Source organism: Emticicia sp. CRIBPO, from assembly GCF_009905725.1.
Taxonomy (GTDB): domain Bacteria; phylum Bacteroidota; class Bacteroidia; order Cytophagales; family Spirosomataceae; genus Leadbetterella.
On record NZ_JAAAKV010000012.1, the window covers coordinates 91,674 to 116,277 of the forward strand.

Here is a 24,604-nt window from a genome sequence, read left to right on the forward strand (position 1 = left end):
TTGCGAAATCAAATTTGTAAGGCTTTATTTTTTAACATGAAATATGCCGGTTTCTGAGCACTACGATTTCGTCATTTGCGGCGGCGGGATGTCCGGCTTGTCACTGGCCTGGCATCTGAATCACTCTGCCCTCAGAGACAGGAAAATACTTATCATTGAACCTGATGATAAAAACAAAAACGACCGTACCTGGGCTTTTTGGGAAAAAGAGACCGGGCCGTTTGAAGAAATATTAACCAGGACCTGGGATCATCTTGATTTTATTAACGAAACAGGGCAAAAAAGAACGCTGGACATTTATCCCTACCGGTACAAATTATTAAGAGGCATCGATTTTTATCATCATGTTCTGAATGAGATAAAGAACAATCCCAACATTACCCGGCTGCAGGATGCCGTCGAAAAAATTCAGGACGGAGATGATAAAGCCCTTGTCACAACCGCCGGAGGATCAGATTTCACTGCTGCTTATGTCTTTGACAGCACCTTCAGGCTTTCGCTCAATCGCCCTGAAAATCACAACCTGCTGCAGCATTTCAAAGGCTATGTGATTGAAACCGCTGAGCCTGCTTTTGATCCTGAAAAACCTGAAATGATGAATTTCAGTGTCCCTCAGATCAACTCGGAATGCCGTTTTATTTATGTCCTCCCCTTTTCAGACCACAAGGCACTGATTGAATATACCGTCTTTTCTGAGCACCTACTTCATGAAAAAGAATACGATGAAGCCCTGCTGGATTACATTCAAAAATCAGGCATTCAGTCATTCAGAATTGTCGAAGAAGAATCCGGCGTCATCCCGATGTCAGATGAGCCCACGGAGGAATTTCCGGGCAAAAGGATTGTGCGGATCGGGACTTCTGGAGGCTACACCAACCCGTCTACCGGCTACACCTTCCGCTACACCCAGAAAAGACTGGCAGAGATGGTCAGGGCCCTTGAAATCCATGGCAGTCCTTATCTGAAAAGCCGCTGGGCTGACCGGCGGTTCTCTTTGTATGCTTCGATTATACTCAACGTACTCAAAAGAAAAAGGCATGCCGCAGGAGATGTTTTCGACAGACTTTACGGCAGAAATAAAGCCTCCATGATCTTTAGTTTTCTGGATGGAGAAACCGGATTCTGGCAGGAAATCAGGATCATGAACAGCACACCCGTATTCAAATTCATGGCCGCAGCCTTTGAGGTTTTAAGATTGAGGCTGTCCCGACGGAAAAAGTAGCAGATATTTTTTTTGCCGGAGTCTGCAAAAATCAATGGAAATAGATAAATTCTCTAACCAAATAACATTTGAAAGAAATTTTCACTTTAATTATTAAATTTAATAAAAAATCATCAATTTTGTAATGCATCAAGAGTCCTCTTAAAACAGGAACCAACCGGGCGGAAACACCACGGTGGTCAAATGGATGTGGGTCGCCAGGCCAAAAATGTTTCGGCAATCTACCTATCTGACATTTCTCTTTTTCAGATTTTTCACAAAAAGATTAATTTAAAATAAAATGCCTTATTTATTTACTTCCGAATCCGTTTCAGAAGGCCATCCCGACAAAGTAGCGGATCAGATCTCTGATGCCCTGATTGATCATTTCCTGGCTTTTGATCCCAATTCAAAGGTGGCTTGTGAAACCCTGGTAACTACCGGTCTTGTAGTCCTGGCAGGTGAAGTGAACACCAACACTTACCTTGACGTACAATCCATCGCCAGAGATGTCATCAGGAAAATCGGTTATACCAAAGCGGAATACATGTTTGAAGCCAATTCATGCGGTATTATCTCAGCTATCCACGAACAGTCTCAGGACATCAACCAGGGTGTAGACAGAAAAGCTTCGGACGATTTCGAAGAAAAAGCGAATGCACAGGGAGCCGGTGACCAGGGGATGATGTTTGGTTACGCTACAAAAGAAACAGACAACTACATGCCGCTTGCCCTGGATTTATCGCATAAAATCCTGCAGGAGCTGGCTGATGTCAGAAGAGAAAACAAAAGAATAAAATACCTGAGACCTGACGCCAAGTCACAGGTAACCATAGAATATTCAGATAACAACAAACCGATCAGGATCGACACCATCGTTATTTCAACGCAACACGATGATTTTGATGAAGACGAAGCCATGCTGGCCAAAATCAAAAGTGACCTGATCTCTTATGTGATCCCGCGTGTAAAAGCCAAGCTGAAACCAAGCCTTAAGAAGCTTTTCAACGACCAGATCACTTATCACATCAATCCTACGGGCAAATTTGTGATCGGCGGTCCTCATGGTGACACAGGCCTTACAGGCCGTAAGATTATCGTAGATACTTACGGTGGCAAAGGAGCACACGGTGGTGGAGCATTCTCAGGAAAAGACCCATCCAAAGTAGACCGTTCTGCAGCCTATGCAACACGTCACATCGCTAAAAACCTGGTTGCGGCCGGAGTAGCAGATGAAGTACTGGTACAGGTATCTTACGCCATCGGTGTGGCTGAGCCTTGCGGTATTTTTGTAGATACTTACGGAACAGCCAAAGTAAAAGGTGCTAACGGCAAAAAACTGACGGACGGTGAAATCGCCAGGATCGTTGAAAAGGTATTCGATATGCGTCCTTACGCTATTGAGCAGCGTCTGAAACTCAGAACGCCGATCTATGCTGAAACCGCAGCTTATGGTCACATGGGCAGAGAGTCTCAGGTGGTGACCAAAACTTTCAACAACTCAGGAAAAGAAGTCACCGCGGAAGTGGAGTTGTTTACCTGGGAGAAACTGGATTATGTAGAAAAAGTACAGGCAGCTTTCGGTATCTGATAACTGACTTTACCGTATTATATCATGCAAAAAGGGCTTTTCAGCCCTTTTTGTTTATTCATTGGATTCACTTTTCCTCAACCTTCCTCTCCTCTGATCCTGAATACGGTATGTTGCATGGATTCATCTACTCTTAACTGGCAGGCGAGCCTGCTGTTGCTGCCGGCATCCGGCAAGGTGTCCAGGATGTCCAGTTCGGCATCACTGATGTGTGGCAGGTGTTCTCCGCCATCCAGTACCTCCACATGACAGGTGGCACACAGGGCCATACCGCCACAAGTGGCTAAAATAGGATATTCCGATGCCTTCATGACTTCCATCAGACTCAGCCCGATGCCTTCCGGAATTTCAATATCCTGCCTCTCTCCTTTCCGGTCTTCTATGGTTATTGCAATCATCTTAAAATGCGTTGACGCCGTTTACAGTGGTATATTTAAAACTCAGGTGCTGGTCAGGATATACATATTTAAAAGCACTCTGACACATCATGGCCGCTTCATGAAATCCTGTGAGGATCAGTTTCAGCTTGCCGGGATACGTGTTGATATCGCCAATGGCATAAATCCTTTCGACATTGGTGGAATAATCCAGTGTATCCACTTCAATGGCCGACCTGCTGATGTTAAGCCCCCAGTCGGCAATCGGCCCGAGTTTCGGACTCAAACCGAAAAGCGGGATAAAATAATCGACATTGAGGGTATTACTGATTTTATCTTTTCCCTGCACCACGAGCTCCTCCAGGTGATCTACGCCCCTCAGACTCAGCACATTGGATTGCAGAATGAGGTCTATTTTCCCTTTCTCAGCAAGCCTGAATACTTTTTCGGCAGAATCCGGAGCCCCTCTGAAAGTATCGCCGCGGTGAATAAGCGTGGTTTTAGCCGCTACGTCCGACAAAAATACCGTCCAGTCAAGGGCAGAATCGCCGCCTCCGGCGATAACAATTTCCTGGTCTCTGAATTTTTCAGGATTCTTGACCCAATAATTCACGCCTTTACCCTCAAAGTTCTCCAGACCTTCAATTTCCGGTTTCCTGGGCTCAAAACACCCCAGACCTCCGGCTATCACCAAGGCTTTGCAGAGAATCGCGGTATGATCAGAAGTAATGACCAGCAACGAGCCATCCACCTGCCTTTCGATACGCTCAACCCTTTCACCCAAGGTAAAACCAGGTTTGAAAGGAGATATCTGCTCCATCAGGTTATCGACGAGCTCCTGGGCTTTGACACTCGGGTATCCCGGAATATCATAAATGGGTTTCTGCGGATAAATTTCAGAGAGTTGGCCACCTACCTGTGGTAAAACATCCACCAAATGGCATCTCATTTTTAGCAAACCGGCTTCAAATACTGCAAACAGTCCGACCGGGCCTGCTCCGATGATACATATATCTGTAGAGATCATAACTTATTGTAATTTATAAGATTTGATAAAATGGCTAATAGAAAGCCTCAAACCAATATTTAATAGGTCAAAGGTAGCCTTAACTCTCATTGGCCGCCAATCATAAAATCTTATACCCTATTACTTAAAGTTATAATGATTTTGACAAAACCGTTTAAAAAGAGCAGGAAGCGTCTCGGCTTGCCCGTGAAGCTGAATAAACTGGAAAGTCCTGAAGATATCAACCCCCTTAATGTCGATCACCGTTAATTCGTTCTGACGCAGTTCTCTCTCAATGGCGTGGATGGAAAGAAATGCAGCACATTCAGCATTAAGGATGTATTGCTTTATACTTTCTGTACTATCGAGGTGAATATCCACCCATAAGTCCTGGGGATTTATACCGGACTTCTGAAGTGCTTTGTGGATGACGTCGAGCGTACCCGAGCCCGGCTCTCTGAACACCAGGGGAATCTGAAGCAGATGATCCGCTCTGATTTCATTTTTCTGAAATATCTTATTGCCGGTACGGGCCACCAGAACGATCTCATCTTTGACAAACGGCTCATAGTGCAGCTGCTGATGCCTTGAAATCCCTTCTACCAGGGCCATGTCTATTTGCTGGGCAATAAGCTGCTGCTCTACAAAAGCAGTATTCCCGATAATCAGGTGGATATGGATGGCAGGATATGTCCGCTTAAAAACAGCCAGAATACCGGGCAAAACATATTGGGCCAGAGTCGTGCTTGCTCCTATTTTCAACACCCCGCTTGAAACATCTTTCAGTTGCGAAAGTTCATTTTCAAAATCGACATACAGTTTAAAAATCCTGCGGGCATATTTCAGCAGCATCTCACCGGAGGGGGTCAAAGCTATGCTGCTGCCGTTCCTGGCAAACAAACGGGTTTCCAGTTGTGACTCAAGCTCGTTAATGTGCTTGGTGACAGCCGGTTGGGTAATAAACAATTCAGCCGCCGCTTTCGTAAAGCTCAGCTTCTCGGCCACCGTATAAAATACTTTTAATCTGAAATCAAAAATCATAGGTAATATTTTTTGGGCTGAGGAGGATGGAAAAATGGAGAAAGGAAAAAGGCCATTTGCAGCCACATAAAACCCCAATAACCTTCAATTCGTAAACCCTATCTCAGTGCATAATGTGCGTTCTCCTTCTGCTTTCTCTGTCTTCCCTTTCTCCAGTATCAAGCCAGATACTTAATCAACAAATCAATCACTTTCGACCGCGTTTTATCATAAGGCGGAAAAATGAGGTTGGTCATGTAAAAATGATTCTTCATGACCGGCTTAAGGTTCGTGAACTCCATAAAACCATACCAGCCGAAGGCTTTACCGATGCCGGAGTTATTGATTCCTCCGAAAGGTAATCCTGAATGTAAATAGTGAATGGCCGTATCGTTGACCACGACCGCTCCTGAAGAAGTGCCCTGAATCAACCTGTCTAGATTGCCAGACTTGTTACCAAAGTAATACAAAGCCAGGGGCTTTTCCCCGGCATTGATGTAATCCACACACTCATCGATATGGCTGAATGTCTTGATCGGGATCAGCGGCCCGAACAGCTCTTCCTGAAGGATTCTCATATCATCCGTCACATCAGCCAGGGCGGTAGGTTCTATAAAATTATCTTCACCGTTGACCTTTCCTCCAAATGCCACTTTGGCACCTTTGCCTTTGGCATCTTCAAGTATCCCTTCAAGCCTTTGAAAATGCTGATTGTTGACAATCCTGCAATAGTCCGGAGAGGCCGCCAGATCACCCCCACCAAACTCCTCAAAAGCCTCTTTAAGTGCTGTAAGAAACTCATTTTTGACGGACTCATGCACCAACAGGTAATCAGGGGCAATGCAGGTCTGGGCATTGTTAAGAAACTTGCCGCAAGCCAGTTTTTTAGCAGTTGACCTGATGTCACACTTTTCATCTACCACAGAGGGCGATTTACCACCCAGTTCCAGTGTAACAGAACAAAGGTTTTTAGCAGCAGCCTGCATCACCAGTTTACCTACTGCAGGGCTTCCCGTAAAAAATATATGGTTGAACTTCAGTTTCTGTAATTCCATGGCGACTTTGGCGTCACCCAAAACCACTTCCACTTCTGAAGGATCAAACAATTCATTGACCATCTTCTTCATAAAAAGGGAGGTATTCGGCGTCATTTCCGAAGGCTTCAGAATAACGGCATTCCCGGCTGCGATGGCTTGTAAAAGTGGCTTGATGCTCAGATTGACCGGGTAGTTCCAGGGACTGATGATGAGGCAGTTGCCTTTAGGCTCCCTGTAAATTTTACTACTTGTCCCGATCAGTTTTAAAGGAGTGTCCACTACTTCGGGCCTCATCCATTTTTTGAGGTTCGAGATGATATAGTTGGCCTCACCAACGACCGGTAAAACCTCTGCCACCTTCACTTCCATCATTGATTTTCTGAAATCTAGATAAAGACTCTGGTGCAGTTCTTCCTGGTGACTCAGTATCCACTCTTTAACTTTTTTGATTTTCCTGATTCTTTCCTTTGTAGTAGTCTGAGCCAGTTGGTGCAGGTTTTCCTTTTGAAGGTTAAAGAGTTTTTCTAAATCCTGATTCTCCATAATTTTAAGGTTTTGCTGAGTTTGTTAAGCAATTTATCAAAATGATTTAATAAATTTGATAGATTTTAAATTAGTTTGTCCTCTTCCAGCATCAATGCCTCTAGTAAACGAAAATATCAGAATATTACGAAGAAAAATGGGTCTGACCCAGGAAAAATTCGCTGAACTCGTGGGCGTCAAAAGATCGTTGATCGGGGCTTACGAAGAAGGCCGGGCCACCCCTCCGACCGAGAACCTCCTCAAAATCTCCAGAGTCTGTAACATTACCCTGGATCAGTTGCTGAATCAGCCGTTTTACAAAGAGAATGCCTTCCCTTCGCTGTTCAAAAATGAAGCAGAACAGGCTAAGGAGCCACCGGTAACATCGGAAAGCTTAAAGCCGGGAGTCCGTGACGAAGAAGTGGAAAGCCGGATCCGTGAGTTATCAGACAGTATGCAGGCAGATCATTTCAAACTGGTCAGCCGTGATGTTTTCCATCAGTATGTCAACCAGTACAATGATGCTTCTTTTTTACTGAACCTTCCTTCCTTTCAGTTCCCGAATCTTCCGAAAGGAGAATACAGGGCTTTTGAATCCGCAGAAGATTTTGTGACCCCCGGAAGCACCATCATCTGCTCTTACGTAAAGCAGGTTGAGGCCCTTGAAAATGGGCACAACTATATCCTGGTGACCAGGAAAAACGGCATTTTGTACAGAAGGGCTTATGATCAGTCGGAATTAAAAGGCAGCTTACTGCTCAGCAGCGACAAACACGAAATAGCCAGTTCGGAGATTCCCGTGCGGGAGGTTCTGGAAATCTGGAAAGCCGTTGCTTATGTGAGTTTCTCGATGCCAAAGCCGGTTGTTTCGCTCAGTAATGTAGAGAGCCTGGTAGACGAACTTAAATCAGAGATCAGCAGACTTAGATCTTAATTTTCAAAAAGGCTGGTCAGCTTTTTAGGCTGGATCATCAGCGATTTACCAACTTCAAACCAGATTTCATCCCCGAGGTTAACATAAATACCCATTTTTGAAGGGGCTTTTTTGTCAGCTTTTTCCATCAGGTATTCTCCTCCGTAGACTTTCCTCAGCAAATTATCGAGTTCTGTAAACTTCAGGGTCTTATGATTTTTCTCCTGGTTTATTTCTACTTCGGTTTCAAGTTTCCGGTTAAGAAACGACCCTTTGATGGTCAATCTTTCTTTAGCACCATCACCAAGTCTCAGAATCTTGATCTTAAGGGGGGCTTCCCACTGATTGTCTTCATAAGCCGCCTGCTGAAACTCTTCCAGGAAAGTCTTCCAGCGTTCGGTTTTGGCCGGATAAAACGGCTTGTCGCCTGATTCTATCTGCCAGTAATCCTGCGTGTCGTTGATTTCTTTGAGATAAAGCGGGTTGGTAGCTTTAAGCAGATCGGACAGATGATCGGTCCAGACTTTAGGTAATGAGCCTTTGATGGAGAAATCATCATTCAAGGAAAAACCCTCTCCCAGGATTTCATCTTCCGTCAGGTCTTCCCTGCCCAGGTAAGTGATTTCGAACTCGTAAAGCAGGGTGCTGTTTTTATCGATCTTGCCGTTTATCTCAATGGCATGAGCAAACGGCGGCGGAACCAGGTCAGAAGTTTGGTATTTTATGGAGAATGAATTCATTGACTGTTTTTATCTTGTCTATTTTCCCTGTCGGTGTATCTTTAAATTTTGACAGGATAAAAATGTCCTTCGGACGCTCAAATTTAGTGAAAATTTCGGGGATTCGTTTCTTTAAATTTTCATACAGCCCCTTGTCGATACTTTCAATGACCAGGATAAGCTTTTGTCCGAGAACCCCGTCAGGTAGTCCGTAAGCAAAAAAACGGGCCGGTTGCGGCATCCATTTCCTGGCCTCTTCCTCTATTTTCTCCAGCTGGATCTTTACACCTCCACTGTTGATGATATTATCGGCACGCCCTATCAGGGTAAACTCGTTTTTACTTTTAAGTTTAACGATATCATTGGTCTGAATCCATTGATTCAAAGTTACTTCTGACCTGATCCGGAGACGGTTATAAGCATCCGTCTCTATTTCTACGCCATCCAGTACCTTGAAGTACTTCGACTTGTTCATGCCGTTGATCTTCTGCAGGGCTACGTGGGTGACGGTTTCCGTCATCCCGTAAGTCATATAAACAGGGGCATTGAGATTTTTCGCCTTTTTGATGCTTTGTTCATCCAGTCCTGCCCCACCGACAATGATCGCCTTGGCGGTATTGAGCAGTTCTATGTTTTTTTCACTTCCGAGCAGCGTCTGAAACTGCATCGGTACAAAAGCAAAGAAGTTTTTGCCGCGATTGATTCTGAGTAGGTATTCCTGGTTTTTGAGCAAGGCAAAAGGATTGGAGACGGGCTCCGACACCAGCAGCTCGCAACCGATTTCCAAAGCCCTCAGTACCATAAGCATCCCGGCCACATATTCCACATTGAGACAGCAGAACAGCAGGTCCTGGTCCGTCAGTTTGAATTTCTTACGGGTCTGTTGAATGGAAGCTTTAATTTGCTCACGGGTAATCACAAACTCTTTGGGCACACCGGTAGAACCCGAGGTCATTAAAGAGAAAGTTTCTGTACCCGACTCCCAGTCATTGATCAGCTTCAATACCTTGGCATAATAGGGATTGGAACTGTCAGTATTGATTATTTCATTATAATTTGAGACAAACAGCATTATTATTCAAATATCCTGATGGTATTGGCATTGAGATCAACAGAATGATTATATTTCTTCAATGCGGTAGTAGCAGGACCCTTTTTAACAGCACCTGTGTCAGAAAATTCAGATAAATGATTAGGACAAAGAAAATCGTTTGATGAAGGTCTGTAATTGATGATAGATCCTTCATGGGTACACACAGCAGACACAGCAATGAAAGTATCACTGAGGGTCCTGGCAATGATGACCCCCTGAACTACGGCAAACCCACCTTTGGTCTTGAGAGCGGCGTTGGTTCCCGAACTGAAATCTACTGTGAAGTCTTTCCCCGTAGTTCCCGGATCAGGATCAGGGTCAGGAATCTCAGAACCTGAACAGCTCTGGAGACAGTTCAAAAGCATAATGGCCCCGAAACCCAGACCAACCTGCTTCATGAAATCTTTTCTATCTATTGTGTTGACAGGCTTAACAGAGCCATTTTGTGGTTCAATTATCTCCATGATTAATTCTTTTTTGGGAAAAACGTTTTGCAAGATACTATTGTTGTCATAGGATTCAAACAGATTATCTGATTTAAATTCAGCTATTATAAAACGAATTGTTATTTTTACGCAAATTTTAACGTTGTGCCTCATTAAACAGGCACAAACTTGAGCTACCGGGATCATGATACAGCCAATTGAATTAAAAACGGATTTGCCGATGGTAGTGGCAAACGACGTTTTTTCCACTACCACAAAGGTTTGGGAAATTCTGTCGGCAAGCAGAAGCGGCGATCTGGAATCCGTAAAACAATTACTGCACGAGTGTCCTGAGCTGATTTATGCTCAATACAACTATACGCCACCTGTTCATCTGGCAGTTCGCGAAGGCCATACGGCCCTGGTTCAATTCCTGCTTGGTTCAGGAGCACTCGACCCTTCTTATGTCACCTATCCTTTCAGAGACACTTTACTGACCATAGCAGAAGACAGGGGTCATGAAGAGATTGCCACGATGCTGAGAGAATACCTTGATCATCCTGAACGTTGCCTGTACAAAGGAGATAACGGGCAAATCCATTATGCGAGAACTGAATCAGAAGAAGAATTTGAGCAGGCTGTTGAGCAGGAAGACCTGGAAAAAATAAGACAGATACTGACTGAACATCCGGAATTTGCCCTGGATGAAACTTTTTTCTGGGGTGAAGGAATTTTAACTTTTGCGGCTAAAGAAAACAACCGGGAGTTGGTTGATCTTCTGATGCAGTACGGGGCTAAAGTCCCGGACATCCTGAAATGGACCCAGTTCTACTACTTTGAGCATAACGACGGGGCTGTTTATATGATAGAAAAAGGCATGAATCCGAACACAATGAGCTGGCATCATGTTACTATATTACACGATATGGCCCAGAAAGGCAATATCCCCAAAGTTGACTTGCTTTTAAAACACGGGGCATTTATCGATCCGGTAGAGGAAGAATATCAATCTACCCCGCTGGGCCTGGCGGCAAGGTGGGGACACGTCAGAATGGTTGAATTCCTGCTATCCAAAGGAGCTGATCCCAGTAAAGCCGGGGCTCCGTGGGCGACACCGTTAAACTGGGCAAGACTAAAGAAACACGAAGCCATTGAAAAAATACTGACAGATGCCGGGGCAATGTAAGCCGGACATGAAAAAGAACAGGTATTCCGGTTTAATCGGGTAAAAGGAAAGCACTTCTTCAGGATAGTTTTTCTTAAATTTGCAACCTGAAATGTTTTAATTGCTTTCATTTGACCGTAAATAGTAAAAGAATAAAACCCGGCGGCCGGGAAAAGAAAAGATTTTTCAGAAAAGGAGATAGTAATGAAAAGTAACGCTAAAAATAACCTCAATGTAGCCATGAATCCGGGACTCCTGGAATATGGCCATACCGCCGGAAGTGCCGTCATTAAGCCGGAAGACATCGGAAAGACCAAAGGAAAGGCCCAGATGGCCATGAGGCAGCAGACCCAGGACCAGCTCCATAAAATTTACAGACAGATAGAACTGCTGGGACAACAAGCCAGGGAAATCAACAACAGGATTGAAGTGTCTGAAAGAATTTATGACGCCCAGATGAGTTTTGAGCCCATCATTAACCATACTTATTTTTTATACGAAAAAAGTGACGGATCGGACGTGCTTTCAATGGTAAGTCCGGGCGAATGGGGCCGTAAATTCCCTTATAACCAGTTCCTGGCGAAGGTATTTTTACTAGCCGATCATACCTGGAAAGTGGAGTTTCTGAACGAAGAAGAAAGAGAAGATTTTATAGATTTAGATTAAACAATTATTATATGCAGAGCAACATTGCGTGGGAAACCATCAAAGAGTACAAAGAAATCAAATTTTTATATTTCGAAGGCATTGCCAAAATCAGCATTAACCGCCCGGAAAAACACAACGCTTTTACGCCGTTGACCGTCAAGGAAATGATCGAAGCCATGAACTATTGCCGCGACGAAGCCTCCATTGACGTGATCATCTTATCCGGCGAAGGCGGAAAAGCTTTCTGCTCGGGCGGTGACCAGTCGGTAAGAGGACATGGTGGTTACGTAGGCGACGATTATGTACCAAGACTGAATGTACTTGACCTTCAGAAAATGATCAGGTCTATTCCTAAAGTGGTGATTGCCCAGGTGGCGGGCTGGGCCATTGGCGGCGGCCATGTGCTTCATGTGGTTTGTGACATGTCTATCGCGGCTGAAAACGCAAGATTCGGACAGACGGGCCCTAATGTAGGTAGTTTTGATGGTGGCTTCGGTGCTTCTTACCTGGCCAGGGTTGTAGGTCAGAAAAAAGCCCGTGAAATCTGGTTCCTGTGTGACCAGTATGACGCTGCCGATGCCCTTCAGATGGGATTGGTCAACAAAGTGGTACCATTGGATCAGCTGGAAGAAGTAACCATCCAGTGGGCGAAAAAAGTACAGGAAAAATCACCCCTGGCTGTCAGAATGCTGAAATCTTCATTCAATGCAGAGCTTGACGGACAAGCGGGTATCCAGGAGCTGGCCGGTAATGCTACTTTGCTTTACTACCTGTCGGATGAAGCCAAAGAAGGTAAAAATGCATTCATGGAAAAGAGAAAACCTGACTTTAAGAAATTCCCTAAATTCCCTTGATCATCACCTTAAAATAAATAAACTATGAATTATTGGCTGGTAAAATCAGAACCTTTTAAATATTCGTGGGATAAATTCGTTGGTTTAGGCAGAGATCACTGGGATGGTGTCAGAAACTATCAGGCCCGGAATAACCTGGCTGCGATGAAACTCGGCGAACTCGTATTTTTCTATCACTCTAACGAAGGAATGGAAATTGTCGGGATCGCGAAAGTAGTCAGAGAAGCTTATCCTGACCCGACCTCAGATGATCCGAGATGGGTGGTAGTGGACCTCAGTCCGGTAGAAAAATTACCCAGGCCAGTCACTCTAAAGGAGATCAAAGCAGATCCTCAGTTAGCTGACATAGCCCTGGTAAAATTATCGAGACTATCCGTACAACCCGTCAAGAAAGAGGAGTTTGACCGGATATTAGCCTTAGCACATGCGTAACACATTAGTTCTATTATTTTCCCTGTTTTTATTTTCTGTAGCCCAGGCTCAAACCCGGATGGAAATTCCGGCAGATAATGGTGCCAATTCATTCCGCCTTATCAATCTGAATGAAAAAGGTGTGATTATCCTTCAAAAAGACCCGCAAGGTTGGCTGAACATCAAAAAGTATGACAGTGACCTGGCCCTGGCTTGGGAATCCAATGCCGAAATAGGCCAGAAAAGTGATTTCCTGGAGCATTATGCCGACGGAGGATTCCTTTATCTCCTGATGGAAAACCGCTCCAGCAAAGAGTTTGACCTCCTCAGGATTTCCGTCAGCTTTGCGGCCAGCCAGCGTTTCCCGCTGAGGAGCGTCCCCCAGTTTGACATGTCCCATTTCAAAGTCAAAGATGACGTGGCCTGTGTGGGCGGAAGTGTGAAAGGTGAGCCCATCCTGCTCTTTTACGAGCTGGGAAACCAGATCCCCAAGATCATTTCTACCAACCTCAAAGGAGAATCAGGTTTACAAACCATTGATTTTGAAGACGATATGGTTCACGTCAGCTTCCTGAACAAAGTCAAGAAGAAATCGGAGGCCATACTCAGGACCTACAGTGGCAACGGAAAGGTATTATATACCACCACCATTACGCCAAAGCCCGAATTTGATTTTCTTTCGTCGAAATTCTTCAGAACTGCCGAAAGCAACCTGATCATCGGAAATTATGGTTATAAAATGACAGAACGCGACGGAGGCACCAATTCACAGGGAATTTATGTCGCCAGGATCACGGACAACCACGCTACGCAGGTCAACTATTACAGCTTCGCCGATTTCAAGAACTTCTTTAAGTTCATGAGCGAAAAGCAGCAGGATAAAATCGAAAAGCAGGTCGCCAAAAAGAAAGAAAAAGGCGGCGAATTCAGGACCTCTTACCGGGCCCATATCCATGACCTGATCGAAGGTGACAATGAAATCATCATCGCTTCAGAGGTGTTTATGCCCGAGTTCAGGAACAACAACATGATGTCGCCGATGTACGGCAACTCGTTCATGTATCCTTATAGTTACTACGGACGTTACCCGTTTTACAACAATGTCTGGAACTACTATCCCAACCTGTGGGGATACGGCAACAGGGGCTCACAAATCCTCGACGGCTTTAAGTACATTCAGGGACTGATCATTTCCATTGACAAATCAGGAAAACTGAAATGGGATAACTCTATTCCGTACAAAAACCTCAAGATGTATGACCTCAAAAACTACATAAAGGTCACGACAAAACAAGGTTCAACACTGGCGGCATACTCAAGAGACAACAAGATAGTGGTGAATGAATTCAGTGAAACCGGCCAGCTGAAAGACGGACAGATTATAGAAGAGCCCAATGAAAAGACACAGAGACCGCGAAACGGAGATTACGAAGATACAGAATATTGGTTTGGAAATTTCTTCCTCAACTGGGGGGTGCAGAAGGTGGCGGATGCAGGAGGCCGCAAAAAGACCGTCTTCTTCGTCAATAAAATTCCATATTAAGCTACCATGAGAAAACTCGTTTGGTTATTCCTGCTTTTTTGTCAGCTGGCTGAAGCCCAGGTACAAAAGAACGTGGAGTTTGAAATAGTCGGTAAGCCTTCATGGCAGATGATCATCCCGATGGGACCCAACGGGGTGCTTCTGTTTGCCAAAACCGACATGACCAAAGCCAAACTATTCATGTTTGACGACCAGCTGTCCAAACTCTGGGAAACCGAAATCTACCTGGACGTTGAGCGTAAACCTACCGCCTACACCTTCAGTGATTCCCATGTCACTTTCCTGTTTCGCGAATCTCAGGGTATGTATTACCAGCTTTTTAAGGTCAACCTGACTACCGGAGACGTAAAAATACATGGTTTTGAGCTCAGGGAATATTTCGTGGATCAGGATTATATTTTCCTGGACAACTCACTGATGATGGCCGGAGCCAACGAAAAAGGCGGAGCCTATTACATTTATAATTTTGATACCAAGGAAGGCCGCCTGGTACAGTCAGGTTTTGAAGGCAAAACCAATACCCAGCTCTTTGAATATAATCCTTCAAAAAAACTGATTGAGAGTGTCTGGGCCATCAAAACCGTAGGATATTCCAACGAAAAAAAGAAAAAAGGTGAGTTTATCAAGGACTCTTTTGTGACTTATGCAGAAATAGACACTTCAGGAAAAACACTTCGTGAAGTAAAAATAAGCCAGCGTACAGGCAAGTTCCCGGTATCAGGCAAGATGGTCACCCTTAATGACCGCCAGAAAGTAGTTATGGGTAATTACCAGTCCAACACGGGCGAAAAAGGCATTTATTTTGCAAAAATCGGAGAAGGTAAAGAAGCCGATCCCGTTTTTTATTCCTTCGCACAGCTTCTGGCTGGTCAGCCCGAATACAGTGATTCTGACCTCAGGAAAATAACAGCTGCTTATAACTTCTTACCCAACGACCCTATCAAAAGTGACGGTACGATCACATTCGGAGGTGTTTTCTACAAAACAGAATTCAAATCGGTTTCAGAACGAAATAACAACGATCCTTATTACAGTGACCCTTACGGCCGCAACAACGGTTTGTTTGGCCGCAACTCAAGCCGTACCCAGACCCGGCAGGTTTTTTCGGGATACAATTACCTCAGCGGGTTTGTGGCCATGTTTGATTTCGATGGCAGCCTCAAAGAACATAACCGGATAGACATCAACCAGGTGTCCCCGCAGTTGCGTCAGACGCTTTCTTATAACATCAACGGTGCGGTGGCTTATTGTGTAAAAGGAAACCTGGCCGCCAAAAACTTCAAAATCGGAAACAGGCCTATACTTTACAAGTTGTCAAACGATGAAATGACCGCTGCCAACAGAAACTATATCCCTGCTTATCAGGAAGTGAGGTTCTGGTACGACAATTACTTTATAGCCGACGGCTCCAGGAACAAGATCGAGGCCATTTCTGTCAATGACAACCAGGACGAAAGTACCGCCAAATCAAGAAAAAAGAAGAAAACGCCCGCCAGTTTCTCCCAGGTCCGCAAGATCATTTATCTGACTAAGATAGCCTCAGGTTCCTGATAAGTTTTCCTGTTTTATCACTTATTACAAAGCTTTTTAGGAAAACCCTTCATGTTTTGTTAAAAAATTCTGAATTTTGCATTTTCACAAATAATCCATCCGGATGAGGCTTGTTTTTTGTTTTTTCATGTTGTGTTTTGTGCACCTCGCTTGCGTTAAAAATGCGAGGGACCAGAAAACCATACCTTCGCCCCCTGCTCAACCCGACTCGGTGAAACTTGCCGCGTCGATTTCGGCCCTGAGCGAGGTCATTAAAAACAATCCGAGTGTAGCAGACAATTACTACAAAAGAGCGATACTGAATCTGAAAGCAGAGGCTTTTGAAGATGCCCTGACAGATATCAACCGTGCCGACAAACTCAGACCCAACAAAGCCCAGTATTATTTTGTTAAAAGCCAGGTACTGAAAAACCTGGGAGACAAAAAAGCCCTGGGGTTTGCACTGAATGCAGAAGCTCTGGATTTTGAGGAGCCCGGACTGTACGTTTTACTGGGAGAGCTATTTACCCAGGCCGGCAATTACGGTAAAGCCGACGAATACTTCAAAAGAGCCGAGAGCATCTATCCGAAAAACGGCGACCTGGATTATCATAAAGGGGTTTTAGCTGCTAAAAGAGGAGATACACTCAATGCCACACGTTTGTTTTATTCGGCCATCAGCCTGAAACCCCAGGTTTTTACACCGTATGATCAGCTCATTAAGATTTACAACAGGAAAAGGTACATAGATTCGGCTTTGGTGATCAACGAAATGGCGATCAGGAGATTTCCGCTCAAAAAAGAGATGATTTTTAACAAAGCCCAGATCCTTGAAAACACCGGCCTGCTCGACAGTGCCCGGATTGTTTATGAACAATATCTGCAGGTTAACCCCTCAAAAACAGAAGTTTTAGCAAATATCGGCTCAATTTACTTCAGAAAGAAGAATTTTCCGGCTGCTTTGAGTAACTTTGAGAAACTGATCGCCGCCTCTCCTGAAAATGCAGCAGCCTACCACATGGCCGGTAAATGCAAGGAAGGTGTGGGTGATCTGGACAGAGCCAGAGAATATTATGAGAAATCACTCAAATACAAGCCCGATGATTACATGGTCAAAAGTGACCTGGCTCGTGTCAACGCAAAAATTCAAAGCACCTTCAATGTTATCACGCCTTTTTAAAGGTTAAAAACATTCAATCATTAATTAAACCAGTTATGATCAACATTTTACTTCCGGATGGAAGCAGCAGGCAATTTGAGAAGGGAGCAACTCCGATGGATGTGGCCCTGTCAATAAGTGAGGGATTAGCAAGAAATGTACTCGCGGCAAAAATTAACGGACAGGTCAGAGACCTGAACACCCCGATTGAGGAAGATGCCTCAATTCAATTATTGACGTGGAATGATACGGACGGCAAATCTACCTTTTGGCACTCTTCTGCCCACCTGATGGCTGAAGCCCTGGAAGCCATTTACCCTGGCGTTAAATTCTGGGTAGGGCCTCCTGTTGAGAACGGTTTTTATTATGACATTGACACCAACGGACAGGTGATCTCGCACGAAGACTTCAAGAAAATTGAAGATAAAATGCTGGAACTGGCCAGACAGAAGAATGCCTTTGAGCGTATTCCGATGCCAAAAGGTGATGCCATCAGGTATTTCGAAGAAAAAGGGGACGAATATAAACTGGACCTTCTGCAGGGATTGGAAGACGGACAGATAACTTTCTATAAACAAGGCAATTTCACTGACCTTTGCCGTGGGCCGCATATTCCGAACACCAGCTACATCAAAGCTGCCAAGATCATGAATGTGGCCGGAGCTTACTTCAAAGGCGATCAGAACAATAAAGTATTGACCAGGGTTTACGGAATTACTTTCCCTAAACAAAAAGAACTGGAAGAATACCTGGTTGTACTGGAAGAAGCCAAACGCCGCGACCACCGTAAACTGGGCCAGGAGCTTGACCTGTTTACTTTTTCTGATAAAGTAGGTAAAGGTTTGCCGTTATGGTTACCGAAAGGAGCCATGCTGAGAGAAAGACTGGAAAACTTCCTGAGAAAAGCCCAGGTAAGATCAGGTTATCAGCAGGTGGTAACCCCTCATATCGGAAGCAAGGCCCTGTATGAAACCTCAGGTCACTGGGAAAAATACGGAGCGGATTCGTTCCAGCCGATCAGAACTCCAGAAGAAGGCGAAGAATTTATGCTGAAGCCGATGAACTGCCCTCACCACTGTGAGATATTCAAGGCAAGACCAAGAAGTTACAGGGACCTGCCTTTGCGTCTGGCTGAGTTCGGGACCGTTTACCGTTACGAACAAAGTGGTGAACTTCACGGTCTGACCCGCGTAAGGGGCTTTACACAAGACGATGCCCATATTTTCTGTAGCTCTGACCAGGTAGAAGATGAGTTCAAAAAAGTAATCGACCTGGTGCTTTATGTATTCAAATCGCTTGGTTTTGAGGATTACAGTGCCCAGATCTCACTGAGAAGCCGTGAAGACCGCAGCAAATATATCGGATCGGACGAGGACTGGGAAAAAGCAGAATCTGCCATCCAGAAAGCAGCCAAGGAAAAAGGACTGAATACCGTTATTGAATATGGCGAAGCCGCGTTTTACGGACCAAAACTTGACTTCATGGTGAAGGATGCCCTGGGTCGTAAATGGCAGTTGGGAACAATTCAGGTTGATTATCAGTTACCTAATAGATTCAGTCTGGAATATGTAGGTGCAGACAATCAGAAACACAGACCGGTGATGATCCACCGTGCCCCTTTCGGGTCAATGGAAAGATTCATCGCCATACTGATCGAAAACACTGCCGGGAACTTCCCGTTGTGGCTTTCACCTGAGCAAATCGCCGTTTTACCGATTTCTGAGAAGTATGAAGAGTATGCCAATGATGTTTTCCTGGCCCTTCAGGAAAACGATATCAGGGGGTATGTTGACCATCGTGCTGAAAAAATAGGCAGAAAAATCAGGGATGCTGAAATAAATAAGATACCTTTGATGATCATTATCGGTGAAAAAGAGCAGGAGGAAGGTAAAATCTCACTTCGTAAAAAGGGAGAGGGCGATCTTGGAAGTTTCACAATTGATGAGTTCGTAGCCTACGCCCAGCAGGAAATAAATAAAAATATTCCAAAATTTGGAAATAATTAAAACAAAATAATAATTTTGGAAAATGTTAAACAAAAAAACAATTTATAGCAATTTTTAATGGCAAAAAATCTTAGAAGAGGTAGTTATCGTCCGCCGGTTAGAAAAGAAGACGAGCACAGAATTAATGAAAGAATCAGAGTTCCTGAAATAAGACTGGTTGGAGATAACGTAGAACAAGGCGTTTTTGAAACAGCCAAAGCCCTTCAAATAGCCCGGGAACAGAATCTGGATTTAGTTGAGATAGTGCCTAATTCGAATCCGCCTGTTTGTAGAATTGTTGATTATTCAAAGTTTAAATACGAGCTCAAGAAAAAACAAAAAGAGCTCAAAGCCAAGCAAACTAAAACCGTCATCAAAGAGATCCGCTTCGGTCCTCAGACAGATGATCATGATTTTGACTTCAAACTGAAACACGCTGAAAACTTCATGAAAGAAGGTTCGAAAGTGAAAGCTTACGTTCAGTTTATCGGTCGTCAGATCGTATTTAAAAATCAGGGATTTGAGTTGCTGGAAAGATTTGTCAAGGCCCTTGAGGACCTTGGAAAACCTGAGGCACCACCTAAACTTGAAGGTAAAAGACTGATAGTAATTTTGGCTCCAAAGCCTAAGAAATAAAAAAAATAGCTGCCATCGGCAGCTATTTTTGCTTTTCAACCATCTATTTCTCAAATAACCTAAACTGTCAGTCCGGATCTCAGCTATCACAGATAGCTGAATACTGGAATGGAAGAACTCTTTTTACTTCCTTTCACCGCTGTTTTGTTTTGTTTCTTTTCATGGGAAATGACCCCCTGGAAAGAATTCCCCTTCACGTTCCATCTGAACTCATTATTGACGCCCGACTGGAACTTCTCCACTCCTATGACCTGGTTCTGGCCGATCATCGTCGCACTTATTTTTCCTTTTAATCCTGTTTTGGGGTAATAGCATTCCCCGATAATCGTTTCTCCGGTCTGAATGAGTTTAATTTCGGCATCTCCGTAATTCTCTTCGCCCACAGCCTCCCAGGTGCCTGTCATGTCGGTACTTTGTGCAAACATGACCTTAAAAAGAAAAATGAATGCAACAGCTAAAATGTATTTACTGGTTCTCATGCAAAATTTATATAGGTCAATCATTCTGTTTTTCGCCGGTACAAATATTATCATTAAAAAAATCAGAATTTAAACATTTTAATAAACGGTTAGTAGTATTGTACAGACTGAATGTTTTTCCAAATAATCGGGAATGTCATACTGTTCACCACTCCGCTGTCCGGTTCATTTAATCCTCCGGGCTCTACCGATTATTTACAAATTCTGACCACTTACACAATACGCCTTAAATATTCATCAGCTTTTTTGTACATTTAAATTCAATAAAGCCATTAAGTATGTTGAACGTCATAATCATTGATGATGAGCCTAAAGCTATTCAAAGTCTCGAATGGGAACTGAGCAGTTTCTGCAAGGATATCTCCATTGTGGCTTCTTTTACCAACCCGACCGAGGCTCAGACCTATGTGGCTAAAAACGACAATATCGACTGTATTTTCCTGGATATTGAGATGCCCCAGATGGATGGGTTCCGTTTCCTCGACTTCTTTCCTGACAGGGCGTTTGCCGTCATCATCACCACTGCATATGACCAGTATGCCATCCATGCCCTGAAAGAACGGGCCCTCGACTATCTGCTGAAACCGATAGACTCCGATGACCTGATCCAGGCAGTAGAGAGGATCAGGAATTTCAAAAAACAGAATTCACTGAAGGATAAGCTGGAAGAAACCTTACTGAGGATCACCTCAAAGCACTCCGGATCACCCAAAAAAATCGGTATTTCTTATGACGGAAAAATCGTATTCCTTGATCCGAACGAGATCATGTATTGTGAAAGCGACGGCAATTATTGTAAGATATTCCTCGAAAACGGCGAAAAGCTGTTTATCACGCAAATCCTCAAAAGTATAGAAGACAAACTGCCGGAAGATATCTTTTACAGGGTTCACAATTCCTACGTCGTAAATTTAAACAAGGTAAGGGAATATCAGAAAACAGACGGATACCTGGTGCTGACCAACAACAAGCAGATTCCGGTATCGAGACAGAAGAAATCATTTTTTATGGACAAACTATAGCTATTATTGATGTTCAGCCTATTGAAATTTACATCATTACTGCATTACGCATACAGATCCGGCAGCTTGCCGGCTGTTTTGTTCCTATGCCTGTTTCTAAACACTGCGGTCTGTCAGACGGTCAATTTTGACTCGCTCACCAGCGTCGTTGTAGAAAAGAAACCAAGTTCATTTTCTGAAGTGGATGAACTCTTTAACAATTTTAAGCGGGACACCCTTAAAATGAAGTACCTCGCCGAAGAAAGTGCTAAAAACCATTACTATACCGGGCAGAGTTTTGCGTACAATATGCTTGGGGTACAGGCCAGGAACAAGTCTTCTTACGATGTCTCCATCAACTACCACAGAATGGCCTTGTCGCTGGCTGAAAAAGCCAAGAGCGTTGACCTCAGGGTAATGAGCTTAAATATGATGGGGGTTACCTACCGCCGGATGGATGCCGTAAGGTCGGCCCTGGATTATCATAAGCTGGCCCTCAGCATTGCAGAAAATACGCCGAGTAAGCACGAGAGTATCCTCAGAAGCACGGCAGTATCGCTCAATAGTATTGGCAATATTTACCTGACGCTCAAGCAATTTGATCTCGCGGAAGAACAATTCAGAAAGGCCCTTAAAATAGAAGAGCAACTGAACAACAAATTGGGGCTGGCCATCAATTACCAGAACCTGGGCTACGTCATGGAAGGCAAGGATTCATTGGACATAGCCCTTCAGAATTACAAAAAATCACTCAAATACAATGAGGAAATTGATTCCAAATTAGGCATCATGATCTGCCATAACAGCATCGGGCAGATCTACCTGAAACAAAATAAACCCAAGCAAGGCCTCGCCCTGATCAAACCCACGATCGAAGTAGCCGGTGAATTCGGAGATAATTTTTACATCGCCATGGCCAATATCAACACGGGGTGGGCCCTCGCTACTTTAGGTGACTACAAGGAAGCCGAGAAATACCTCAAACAAGGCCTCTCAGTGGCCTTACAGCACAACCTCCAGGCTTCGATAGCAGATTCATACAATCAGCTCTCCAATCTCAAGGAAAAGGAAGGGAATTATAATGATGCTCTTCAGTACCTGAAAAAATATCATGAGTATGACGAAAAAATACTCAACGAAAAAAACCTTCAGTATACCTCCGACCTCATCATCAAATACGATACGGAGAAAAAGAAAAACCAGATAGAACTGCTGGAAAAAGAGAATGAGATCGTCAAGATAAAACTGACCCAGAACAACAAGATCCTTATCTTTATCGGGTTGACCATGTTATTGTTTGTCGGCTTATTATTTATCATTTACAGGCAATACAAGCTAAGAAATGAAAGGAAGCTCTTACTGGTGGAGCAGCAGATGATGCGTTCCCAGATGAACCCTCACTTTTTGTTCAATTCCCTGAATTCCATCAAATTATACATCATCAACAACGACAAGGAGAAAGCGGTTTACTATCTCAATAAATTCTCCAAACTGATCCGTACCATCCTGGCCAGCTCTCAGGAAAAAGAAATATCGCTGGCCGATGAACTGGAAACGATGGAGTTGTATATCAACATTGAAAACCTCCGGTTTTCAAACAAGATCAACTATGGGGTTACTGTTGACAGAGACCTGAATCTGAACAACATCAAGATCCCATCGCTCATTCTCCAGCCATTCCTGGAAAACTCAATCTGGCACGGTCTGTCTACAAAAGAAGGAGAAAAGATCATCCACATCAACATCAAAAACGTCGGTAGCTCATACATCAATATTGAAGTGCTCGACAATGGCGTGGGAAGGGCTAAATCAGCTGAACTGAAGCAGAAAAAGGTGCTGAAACAAAAATCCATAGGCATTGACCTGACCAGGGAAAGGCTGACCAACTTTGCCAAGAACTACAGGAACATGTTCAGCCTGACTTTTGAAGACCTTTACGACCAGAACAACGAACCCAAAGGCACCAAAGTGATCCTTCAGATTCCGTTGACCTAAACTTTGTAGCTTCTGTGAGCGTCGAGTTTAAGGAAAATAAACAGCAAAATGGTAAACGACCATAAAGAAGACCCTCCATAACTGATAAACGGCAGAGGAATCCCGATTACGGGCATGAGCCCGATGGTCATCCCGATGTTAACCAGCAGGTGAAAGAAAAATATACTGGCTACAGAATAGCCGTAAATCCTCGCAAACTTGCTTTTCTGTTTTTCAGCCAGGTTCAGGAGCCTTGTCAGCAGTATCAGGTAAATCGCCAGAACGACAAAACCACCGACAAAACCCCACTCCTCACCTACCGTACAGAAAATAAAGTCGGTAGATTGCTCAGGAACAAAGTCAAATTTAGTCTGTGTGCCCTGCAAATAACCCTTTCCGGCAAATCCCCCGCTACTGATGGCGATACGCGACTGTGTAACGTTCCAGGCGGCTCCAAGCGGATCAATGTCCGGATCAACCAACACCTTGATCCTTTTCTGGTGGTGAGGCTGCAAAACATTGTTGATAAAGAAGTCAACCCCGAAAACAAAGACCGAGAACAGGCAGTACATCCCTATGATCCGGTAGAGGTTCTGTCGTGTCCTTTCATATCGTTTAAGAAACAGATACCAGAATAAAACGGCCAGCAAAGCCAGCCCCAGCACGATGAAGCCTTTGGGATATATCAGCGAGAGTACAAAGAGTACAATAAAAGCAATACCGAAGGCCGGGTAAACACCCGGAAGGCCTTCTCTGTAAAGCACAATAACAAAAGCAGCGAAGACAAGGGCTGAACCTGTTTCTTTCTGCAGAATAACGATGATCGGCGGAGTGAAAACCAGCAGACAGGCCCTGAAAGTATCACGCATTTTGGCGATGTTCGTGCCCTGTGTGCTTAAAAACTTAGCCAGGGCCAGGGCCGTAATCGTTTTGGCAAATTCGGCGGGCTGAAGGGAGAACGTCCCTATTTTAATCCACGACCTTGATCCTTTGATGTCGGTTGCCAGGAAAAGTGTGGCAATCAGACACAGGATAATAAACCCGTAAAAAATATAGGCGAAAGTGTCATATATCTTATAGTCAACAAACAAAATAATCAGGATCAGGAAGAGCGAGGTACCGATGAACAACAGCTGTCTCCCGGCATTGTGAGACATGGAATACCACGGAATACTACGATCCTCAGGATTATATACGGCAGCATAAATATTGAACCAGCCGATGGCAAGCAGAATGATGTACAGCCAGATGGTCGTCCAGTCAATCCCTTGTTTGATATCTATTTCTTTAGACATTTTAAAAGTTATTAGTATTT

23 protein-coding genes and 1 riboswitch are annotated in these 24,604 nt (G+C 44.1%); of the genes, 14 read left to right on the forward strand and 9 right to left on the reverse strand.

Going from position 1 to position 24,604, the window contains the following annotated elements; genetic code table 11:
- The first annotated feature begins 43 nt into the window (after window positions 1-43).
- Window positions 44-1,222, forward strand: coding sequence for a lycopene cyclase family protein (locus tag GVN16_RS22160; RefSeq protein ID WP_166566142.1), 1,179 nt, complete (start codon window positions 44-46; stop codon window positions 1,220-1,222).
- 121 nt (window positions 1,223-1,343) lie between these two features.
- Window positions 1,344-1,442: riboswitch (SAM-I-IV-variant riboswitch) on the forward strand.
- Window positions 1,443-1,502: 60 nt separating this feature from the next.
- On the forward strand, window positions 1,503-2,792 hold the full coding sequence (gene metK / locus GVN16_RS22165; RefSeq protein WP_166566143.1) for a methionine adenosyltransferase: 1,290 nt from the start codon (window positions 1,503-1,505) through the stop codon (window positions 2,790-2,792).
- Between the two features lie 77 nt (window positions 2,793-2,869).
- Here metK and GVN16_RS22170 read toward each other — a convergent pair whose 3' ends face one another.
- The 4 genes from GVN16_RS22170 to GVN16_RS22185 all read right to left on the reverse strand — a co-directional run bounded on the left by GVN16_RS22170 (window position 2,870) and on the right by GVN16_RS22185 (window position 6,775).
- The gene (locus tag GVN16_RS22170; protein WP_166566144.1) at window positions 2,870-3,190 is read right to left on the reverse strand and encodes a 2Fe-2S iron-sulfur cluster-binding protein; all 321 of its coding nucleotides are present in this window, start codon (window positions 3,188-3,190) and stop codon (window positions 2,870-2,872) included.
- A gap of 1 nt (window position 3,191) precedes the next feature.
- On the reverse strand, window positions 3,192-4,196 hold the full coding sequence (locus GVN16_RS22175) for an NAD(P)/FAD-dependent oxidoreductase (RefSeq protein ID WP_166566145.1): 1,005 nt from the start codon (window positions 4,194-4,196) through the stop codon (window positions 3,192-3,194).
- Window positions 4,197-4,316: 120 nt separating this feature from the next.
- Window positions 4,317-5,216 (reverse strand): LysR family transcriptional regulator, encoded by a 900-nt coding sequence (locus tag GVN16_RS22180; RefSeq protein ID WP_205748950.1) that lies wholly within the window; start codon window positions 5,214-5,216, stop codon window positions 4,317-4,319.
- 158 nt (window positions 5,217-5,374) lie between these two features.
- Window positions 5,375-6,775 (reverse strand): aldehyde dehydrogenase family protein, encoded by a 1,401-nt coding sequence (locus GVN16_RS22185; RefSeq protein ID WP_166566146.1) that lies wholly within the window; start codon window positions 6,773-6,775, stop codon window positions 5,375-5,377.
- Window positions 6,776-6,869: 94 nt separating this feature from the next.
- On the opposite strand from GVN16_RS22185, the gene GVN16_RS22190 reads away from it, so the two are divergent.
- Window positions 6,870-7,688 carry a helix-turn-helix transcriptional regulator gene (locus GVN16_RS22190; RefSeq protein ID WP_166566147.1) on the forward strand — a complete coding sequence of 273 codons (819 nt, stop codon included), beginning with the start codon at window positions 6,870-6,872 and terminating at the stop codon, window positions 7,686-7,688.
- Here GVN16_RS22190 and GVN16_RS22195 read toward each other — a convergent pair.
- From GVN16_RS22195 to GVN16_RS22205, 3 genes are read right to left on the reverse strand one after another with little or no spacing between them, the layout of a single operon-like run.
- Window positions 7,685-8,407 carry a hypothetical protein gene (locus GVN16_RS22195; protein ID WP_166566148.1) on the reverse strand — a complete coding sequence of 241 codons (723 nt, stop codon included), beginning with the start codon at window positions 8,405-8,407 and terminating at the stop codon, window positions 7,685-7,687. The genes GVN16_RS22190 and GVN16_RS22195 overlap by 4 nt on opposite strands.
- A complete protein-coding gene (locus GVN16_RS22200; protein ID WP_166566149.1) occupies window positions 8,373-9,458 on the reverse strand; it encodes an AMP-binding protein in 1,086 nt (361 codons plus the stop codon). Before GVN16_RS22200 ends, GVN16_RS22195 begins: the two co-directional genes overlap by 35 nt.
- A gap of 2 nt (window positions 9,459-9,460) precedes the next feature.
- Window positions 9,461-9,943 (reverse strand): ubiquinol-cytochrome c reductase iron-sulfur subunit, encoded by a 483-nt coding sequence (locus tag GVN16_RS22205; protein WP_166566150.1) that lies wholly within the window; start codon window positions 9,941-9,943, stop codon window positions 9,461-9,463.
- A 166-nt stretch (window positions 9,944-10,109) separates the two neighbouring features.
- Here GVN16_RS22205 and GVN16_RS22210 point away from each other — a divergent pair, with 166 nt between their 5' ends.
- The 9 genes from GVN16_RS22210 to infC all read left to right on the forward strand — a co-directional run bounded on the left by GVN16_RS22210 (window position 10,110) and on the right by infC (window position 19,835).
- Entirely contained in the window at window positions 10,110-11,090 is a 981-nt protein-coding gene (locus GVN16_RS22210; protein ID WP_166566151.1) for an ankyrin repeat domain-containing protein, read from the forward strand.
- 183 nt (window positions 11,091-11,273) lie between these two features.
- A complete protein-coding gene (locus GVN16_RS22215) occupies window positions 11,274-11,735 on the forward strand; it encodes a DUF2452 domain-containing protein (RefSeq protein WP_166566152.1) in 462 nt (153 codons plus the stop codon).
- Window positions 11,736-11,746: 11 nt separating this feature from the next.
- Window positions 11,747-12,571, forward strand: a complete 825-nt coding sequence (menB, locus tag GVN16_RS22220) for a 1,4-dihydroxy-2-naphthoyl-CoA synthase (RefSeq protein WP_166566153.1) — start codon at window positions 11,747-11,749, stop codon at window positions 12,569-12,571.
- Window positions 12,572-12,595: 24 nt separating this feature from the next.
- Window positions 12,596-13,003, forward strand: a complete 408-nt coding sequence (locus tag GVN16_RS22225) for an EVE domain-containing protein (RefSeq protein ID WP_166566154.1) — start codon at window positions 12,596-12,598, stop codon at window positions 13,001-13,003.
- Window positions 12,996-14,525 (forward strand): hypothetical protein, encoded by a 1,530-nt coding sequence (locus tag GVN16_RS22230; RefSeq protein ID WP_166566155.1) that lies wholly within the window; start codon window positions 12,996-12,998, stop codon window positions 14,523-14,525. The genes GVN16_RS22225 and GVN16_RS22230 overlap by 8 nt, the downstream gene beginning before the upstream one ends.
- A gap of 6 nt (window positions 14,526-14,531) precedes the next feature.
- The gene (locus tag GVN16_RS22235; protein WP_166566156.1) at window positions 14,532-16,076 is read left to right on the forward strand and encodes a hypothetical protein; all 1,545 of its coding nucleotides are present in this window, start codon (window positions 14,532-14,534) and stop codon (window positions 16,074-16,076) included.
- A gap of 103 nt (window positions 16,077-16,179) precedes the next feature.
- Window positions 16,180-17,235, forward strand: coding sequence for a tetratricopeptide repeat protein (locus tag GVN16_RS22240; RefSeq protein WP_166566157.1), 1,056 nt, complete (start codon window positions 16,180-16,182; stop codon window positions 17,233-17,235).
- A 35-nt stretch (window positions 17,236-17,270) separates the two neighbouring features.
- Window positions 17,271-19,220, forward strand: a complete 1,950-nt coding sequence (gene thrS / locus GVN16_RS22245; protein ID WP_205748951.1) for a threonine--tRNA ligase — start codon at window positions 17,271-17,273, stop codon at window positions 19,218-19,220.
- A gap of 57 nt (window positions 19,221-19,277) precedes the next feature.
- Window positions 19,278-19,835, forward strand: a complete 558-nt coding sequence (infC, locus tag GVN16_RS22250) for a translation initiation factor IF-3 (protein WP_166566158.1) — start codon at window positions 19,278-19,280, stop codon at window positions 19,833-19,835.
- An 86-nt stretch (window positions 19,836-19,921) separates the two neighbouring features.
- Here the strand turns inward: infC and GVN16_RS22255 are convergent, their stop codons facing one another.
- Window positions 19,922-20,314: a hypothetical protein gene (locus tag GVN16_RS22255; RefSeq protein ID WP_166566159.1), complete on the reverse strand. Its 393-nt coding sequence runs from the start codon at window positions 20,312-20,314 to the stop codon at window positions 19,922-19,924.
- A gap of 278 nt (window positions 20,315-20,592) precedes the next feature.
- Here GVN16_RS22255 and GVN16_RS22260 point away from each other — a divergent pair, with 278 nt between their 5' ends.
- Entirely contained in the window at window positions 20,593-21,336 is a 744-nt protein-coding gene (locus GVN16_RS22260; RefSeq protein WP_166566160.1) for a LytTR family DNA-binding domain-containing protein, read from the forward strand.
- Window positions 21,337-21,345: 9 nt separating this feature from the next.
- Window positions 21,346-23,310 carry a tetratricopeptide repeat protein gene (locus tag GVN16_RS22265; protein WP_166566161.1) on the forward strand — a complete coding sequence of 655 codons (1,965 nt, stop codon included), beginning with the start codon at window positions 21,346-21,348 and terminating at the stop codon, window positions 23,308-23,310.
- Here GVN16_RS22265 and rodA read toward each other — a convergent pair.
- Window positions 23,307-24,584, reverse strand: a complete 1,278-nt coding sequence (rodA, locus tag GVN16_RS22270; RefSeq protein ID WP_166566162.1) for a rod shape-determining protein RodA — start codon at window positions 24,582-24,584, stop codon at window positions 23,307-23,309. The genes GVN16_RS22265 and rodA overlap by 4 nt on opposite strands.
- Window positions 24,585-24,604: the final 20 nt, after the last annotated feature.

Bases quoted from the DNA above. Each gene is read 5' to 3' on its own strand.
- GVN16_RS22160 (WP_166566142.1), top strand. From the start codon at position 44: ATGCCGGTTTCTGAGCACTACGATTTCGTCATTTGCGGCGGCGGGATG.
- metK (WP_166566143.1), top strand. From the start codon at position 1,503: ATGCCTTATTTATTTACTTCCGAATCCGTTTCAGAAGGCCATCCCGAC.
- GVN16_RS22170 (WP_166566144.1), bottom strand. From the start codon at position 3,190: ATGATTGCAATAACCATAGAAGACCGGAAAGGAGAGAGGCAGGATATT.
- GVN16_RS22175 (WP_166566145.1), bottom strand. From the start codon at position 4,196: ATGATCTCTACAGATATATGTATCATCGGAGCAGGCCCGGTCGGACTG.
- GVN16_RS22180 (WP_205748950.1), bottom strand. From the start codon at position 5,216: ATGATTTTTGATTTCAGATTAAAAGTATTTTATACGGTGGCCGAGAAG.
- GVN16_RS22185 (WP_166566146.1), bottom strand. From the start codon at position 6,775: ATGGAGAATCAGGATTTAGAAAAACTCTTTAACCTTCAAAAGGAAAAC.
- GVN16_RS22190 (WP_166566147.1), top strand. From the start codon at position 6,870: ATGCCTCTAGTAAACGAAAATATCAGAATATTACGAAGAAAAATGGGT.
- GVN16_RS22195 (WP_166566148.1), bottom strand. From the start codon at position 8,407: ATGAATTCATTCTCCATAAAATACCAAACTTCTGACCTGGTTCCGCCG.
- GVN16_RS22200 (WP_166566149.1), bottom strand. From the start codon at position 9,458: ATGCTGTTTGTCTCAAATTATAATGAAATAATCAATACTGACAGTTCC.
- GVN16_RS22205 (WP_166566150.1), bottom strand. From the start codon at position 9,943: ATGGAGATAATTGAACCACAAAATGGCTCTGTTAAGCCTGTCAACACA.
- GVN16_RS22210 (WP_166566151.1), top strand. From the start codon at position 10,110: ATGATACAGCCAATTGAATTAAAAACGGATTTGCCGATGGTAGTGGCA.
- GVN16_RS22215 (WP_166566152.1), top strand. From the start codon at position 11,274: ATGAAAAGTAACGCTAAAAATAACCTCAATGTAGCCATGAATCCGGGA.
- menB (WP_166566153.1), top strand. From the start codon at position 11,747: ATGCAGAGCAACATTGCGTGGGAAACCATCAAAGAGTACAAAGAAATC.
- GVN16_RS22225 (WP_166566154.1), top strand. From the start codon at position 12,596: ATGAATTATTGGCTGGTAAAATCAGAACCTTTTAAATATTCGTGGGAT.
- GVN16_RS22230 (WP_166566155.1), top strand. From the start codon at position 12,996: ATGCGTAACACATTAGTTCTATTATTTTCCCTGTTTTTATTTTCTGTA.
- GVN16_RS22235 (WP_166566156.1), top strand. From the start codon at position 14,532: ATGAGAAAACTCGTTTGGTTATTCCTGCTTTTTTGTCAGCTGGCTGAA.
- GVN16_RS22240 (WP_166566157.1), top strand. From the start codon at position 16,180: ATGAGGCTTGTTTTTTGTTTTTTCATGTTGTGTTTTGTGCACCTCGCT.
- thrS (WP_205748951.1), top strand. From the start codon at position 17,271: ATGATCAACATTTTACTTCCGGATGGAAGCAGCAGGCAATTTGAGAAG.
- infC (WP_166566158.1), top strand. From the start codon at position 19,278: ATGGCAAAAAATCTTAGAAGAGGTAGTTATCGTCCGCCGGTTAGAAAA.
- GVN16_RS22255 (WP_166566159.1), bottom strand. From the start codon at position 20,314: ATGAGAACCAGTAAATACATTTTAGCTGTTGCATTCATTTTTCTTTTT.
- GVN16_RS22260 (WP_166566160.1), top strand. From the start codon at position 20,593: ATGTTGAACGTCATAATCATTGATGATGAGCCTAAAGCTATTCAAAGT.
- GVN16_RS22265 (WP_166566161.1), top strand. From the start codon at position 21,346: ATGTTCAGCCTATTGAAATTTACATCATTACTGCATTACGCATACAGA.
- rodA (WP_166566162.1), bottom strand. From the start codon at position 24,584: ATGTCTAAAGAAATAGATATCAAACAAGGGATTGACTGGACGACCATC.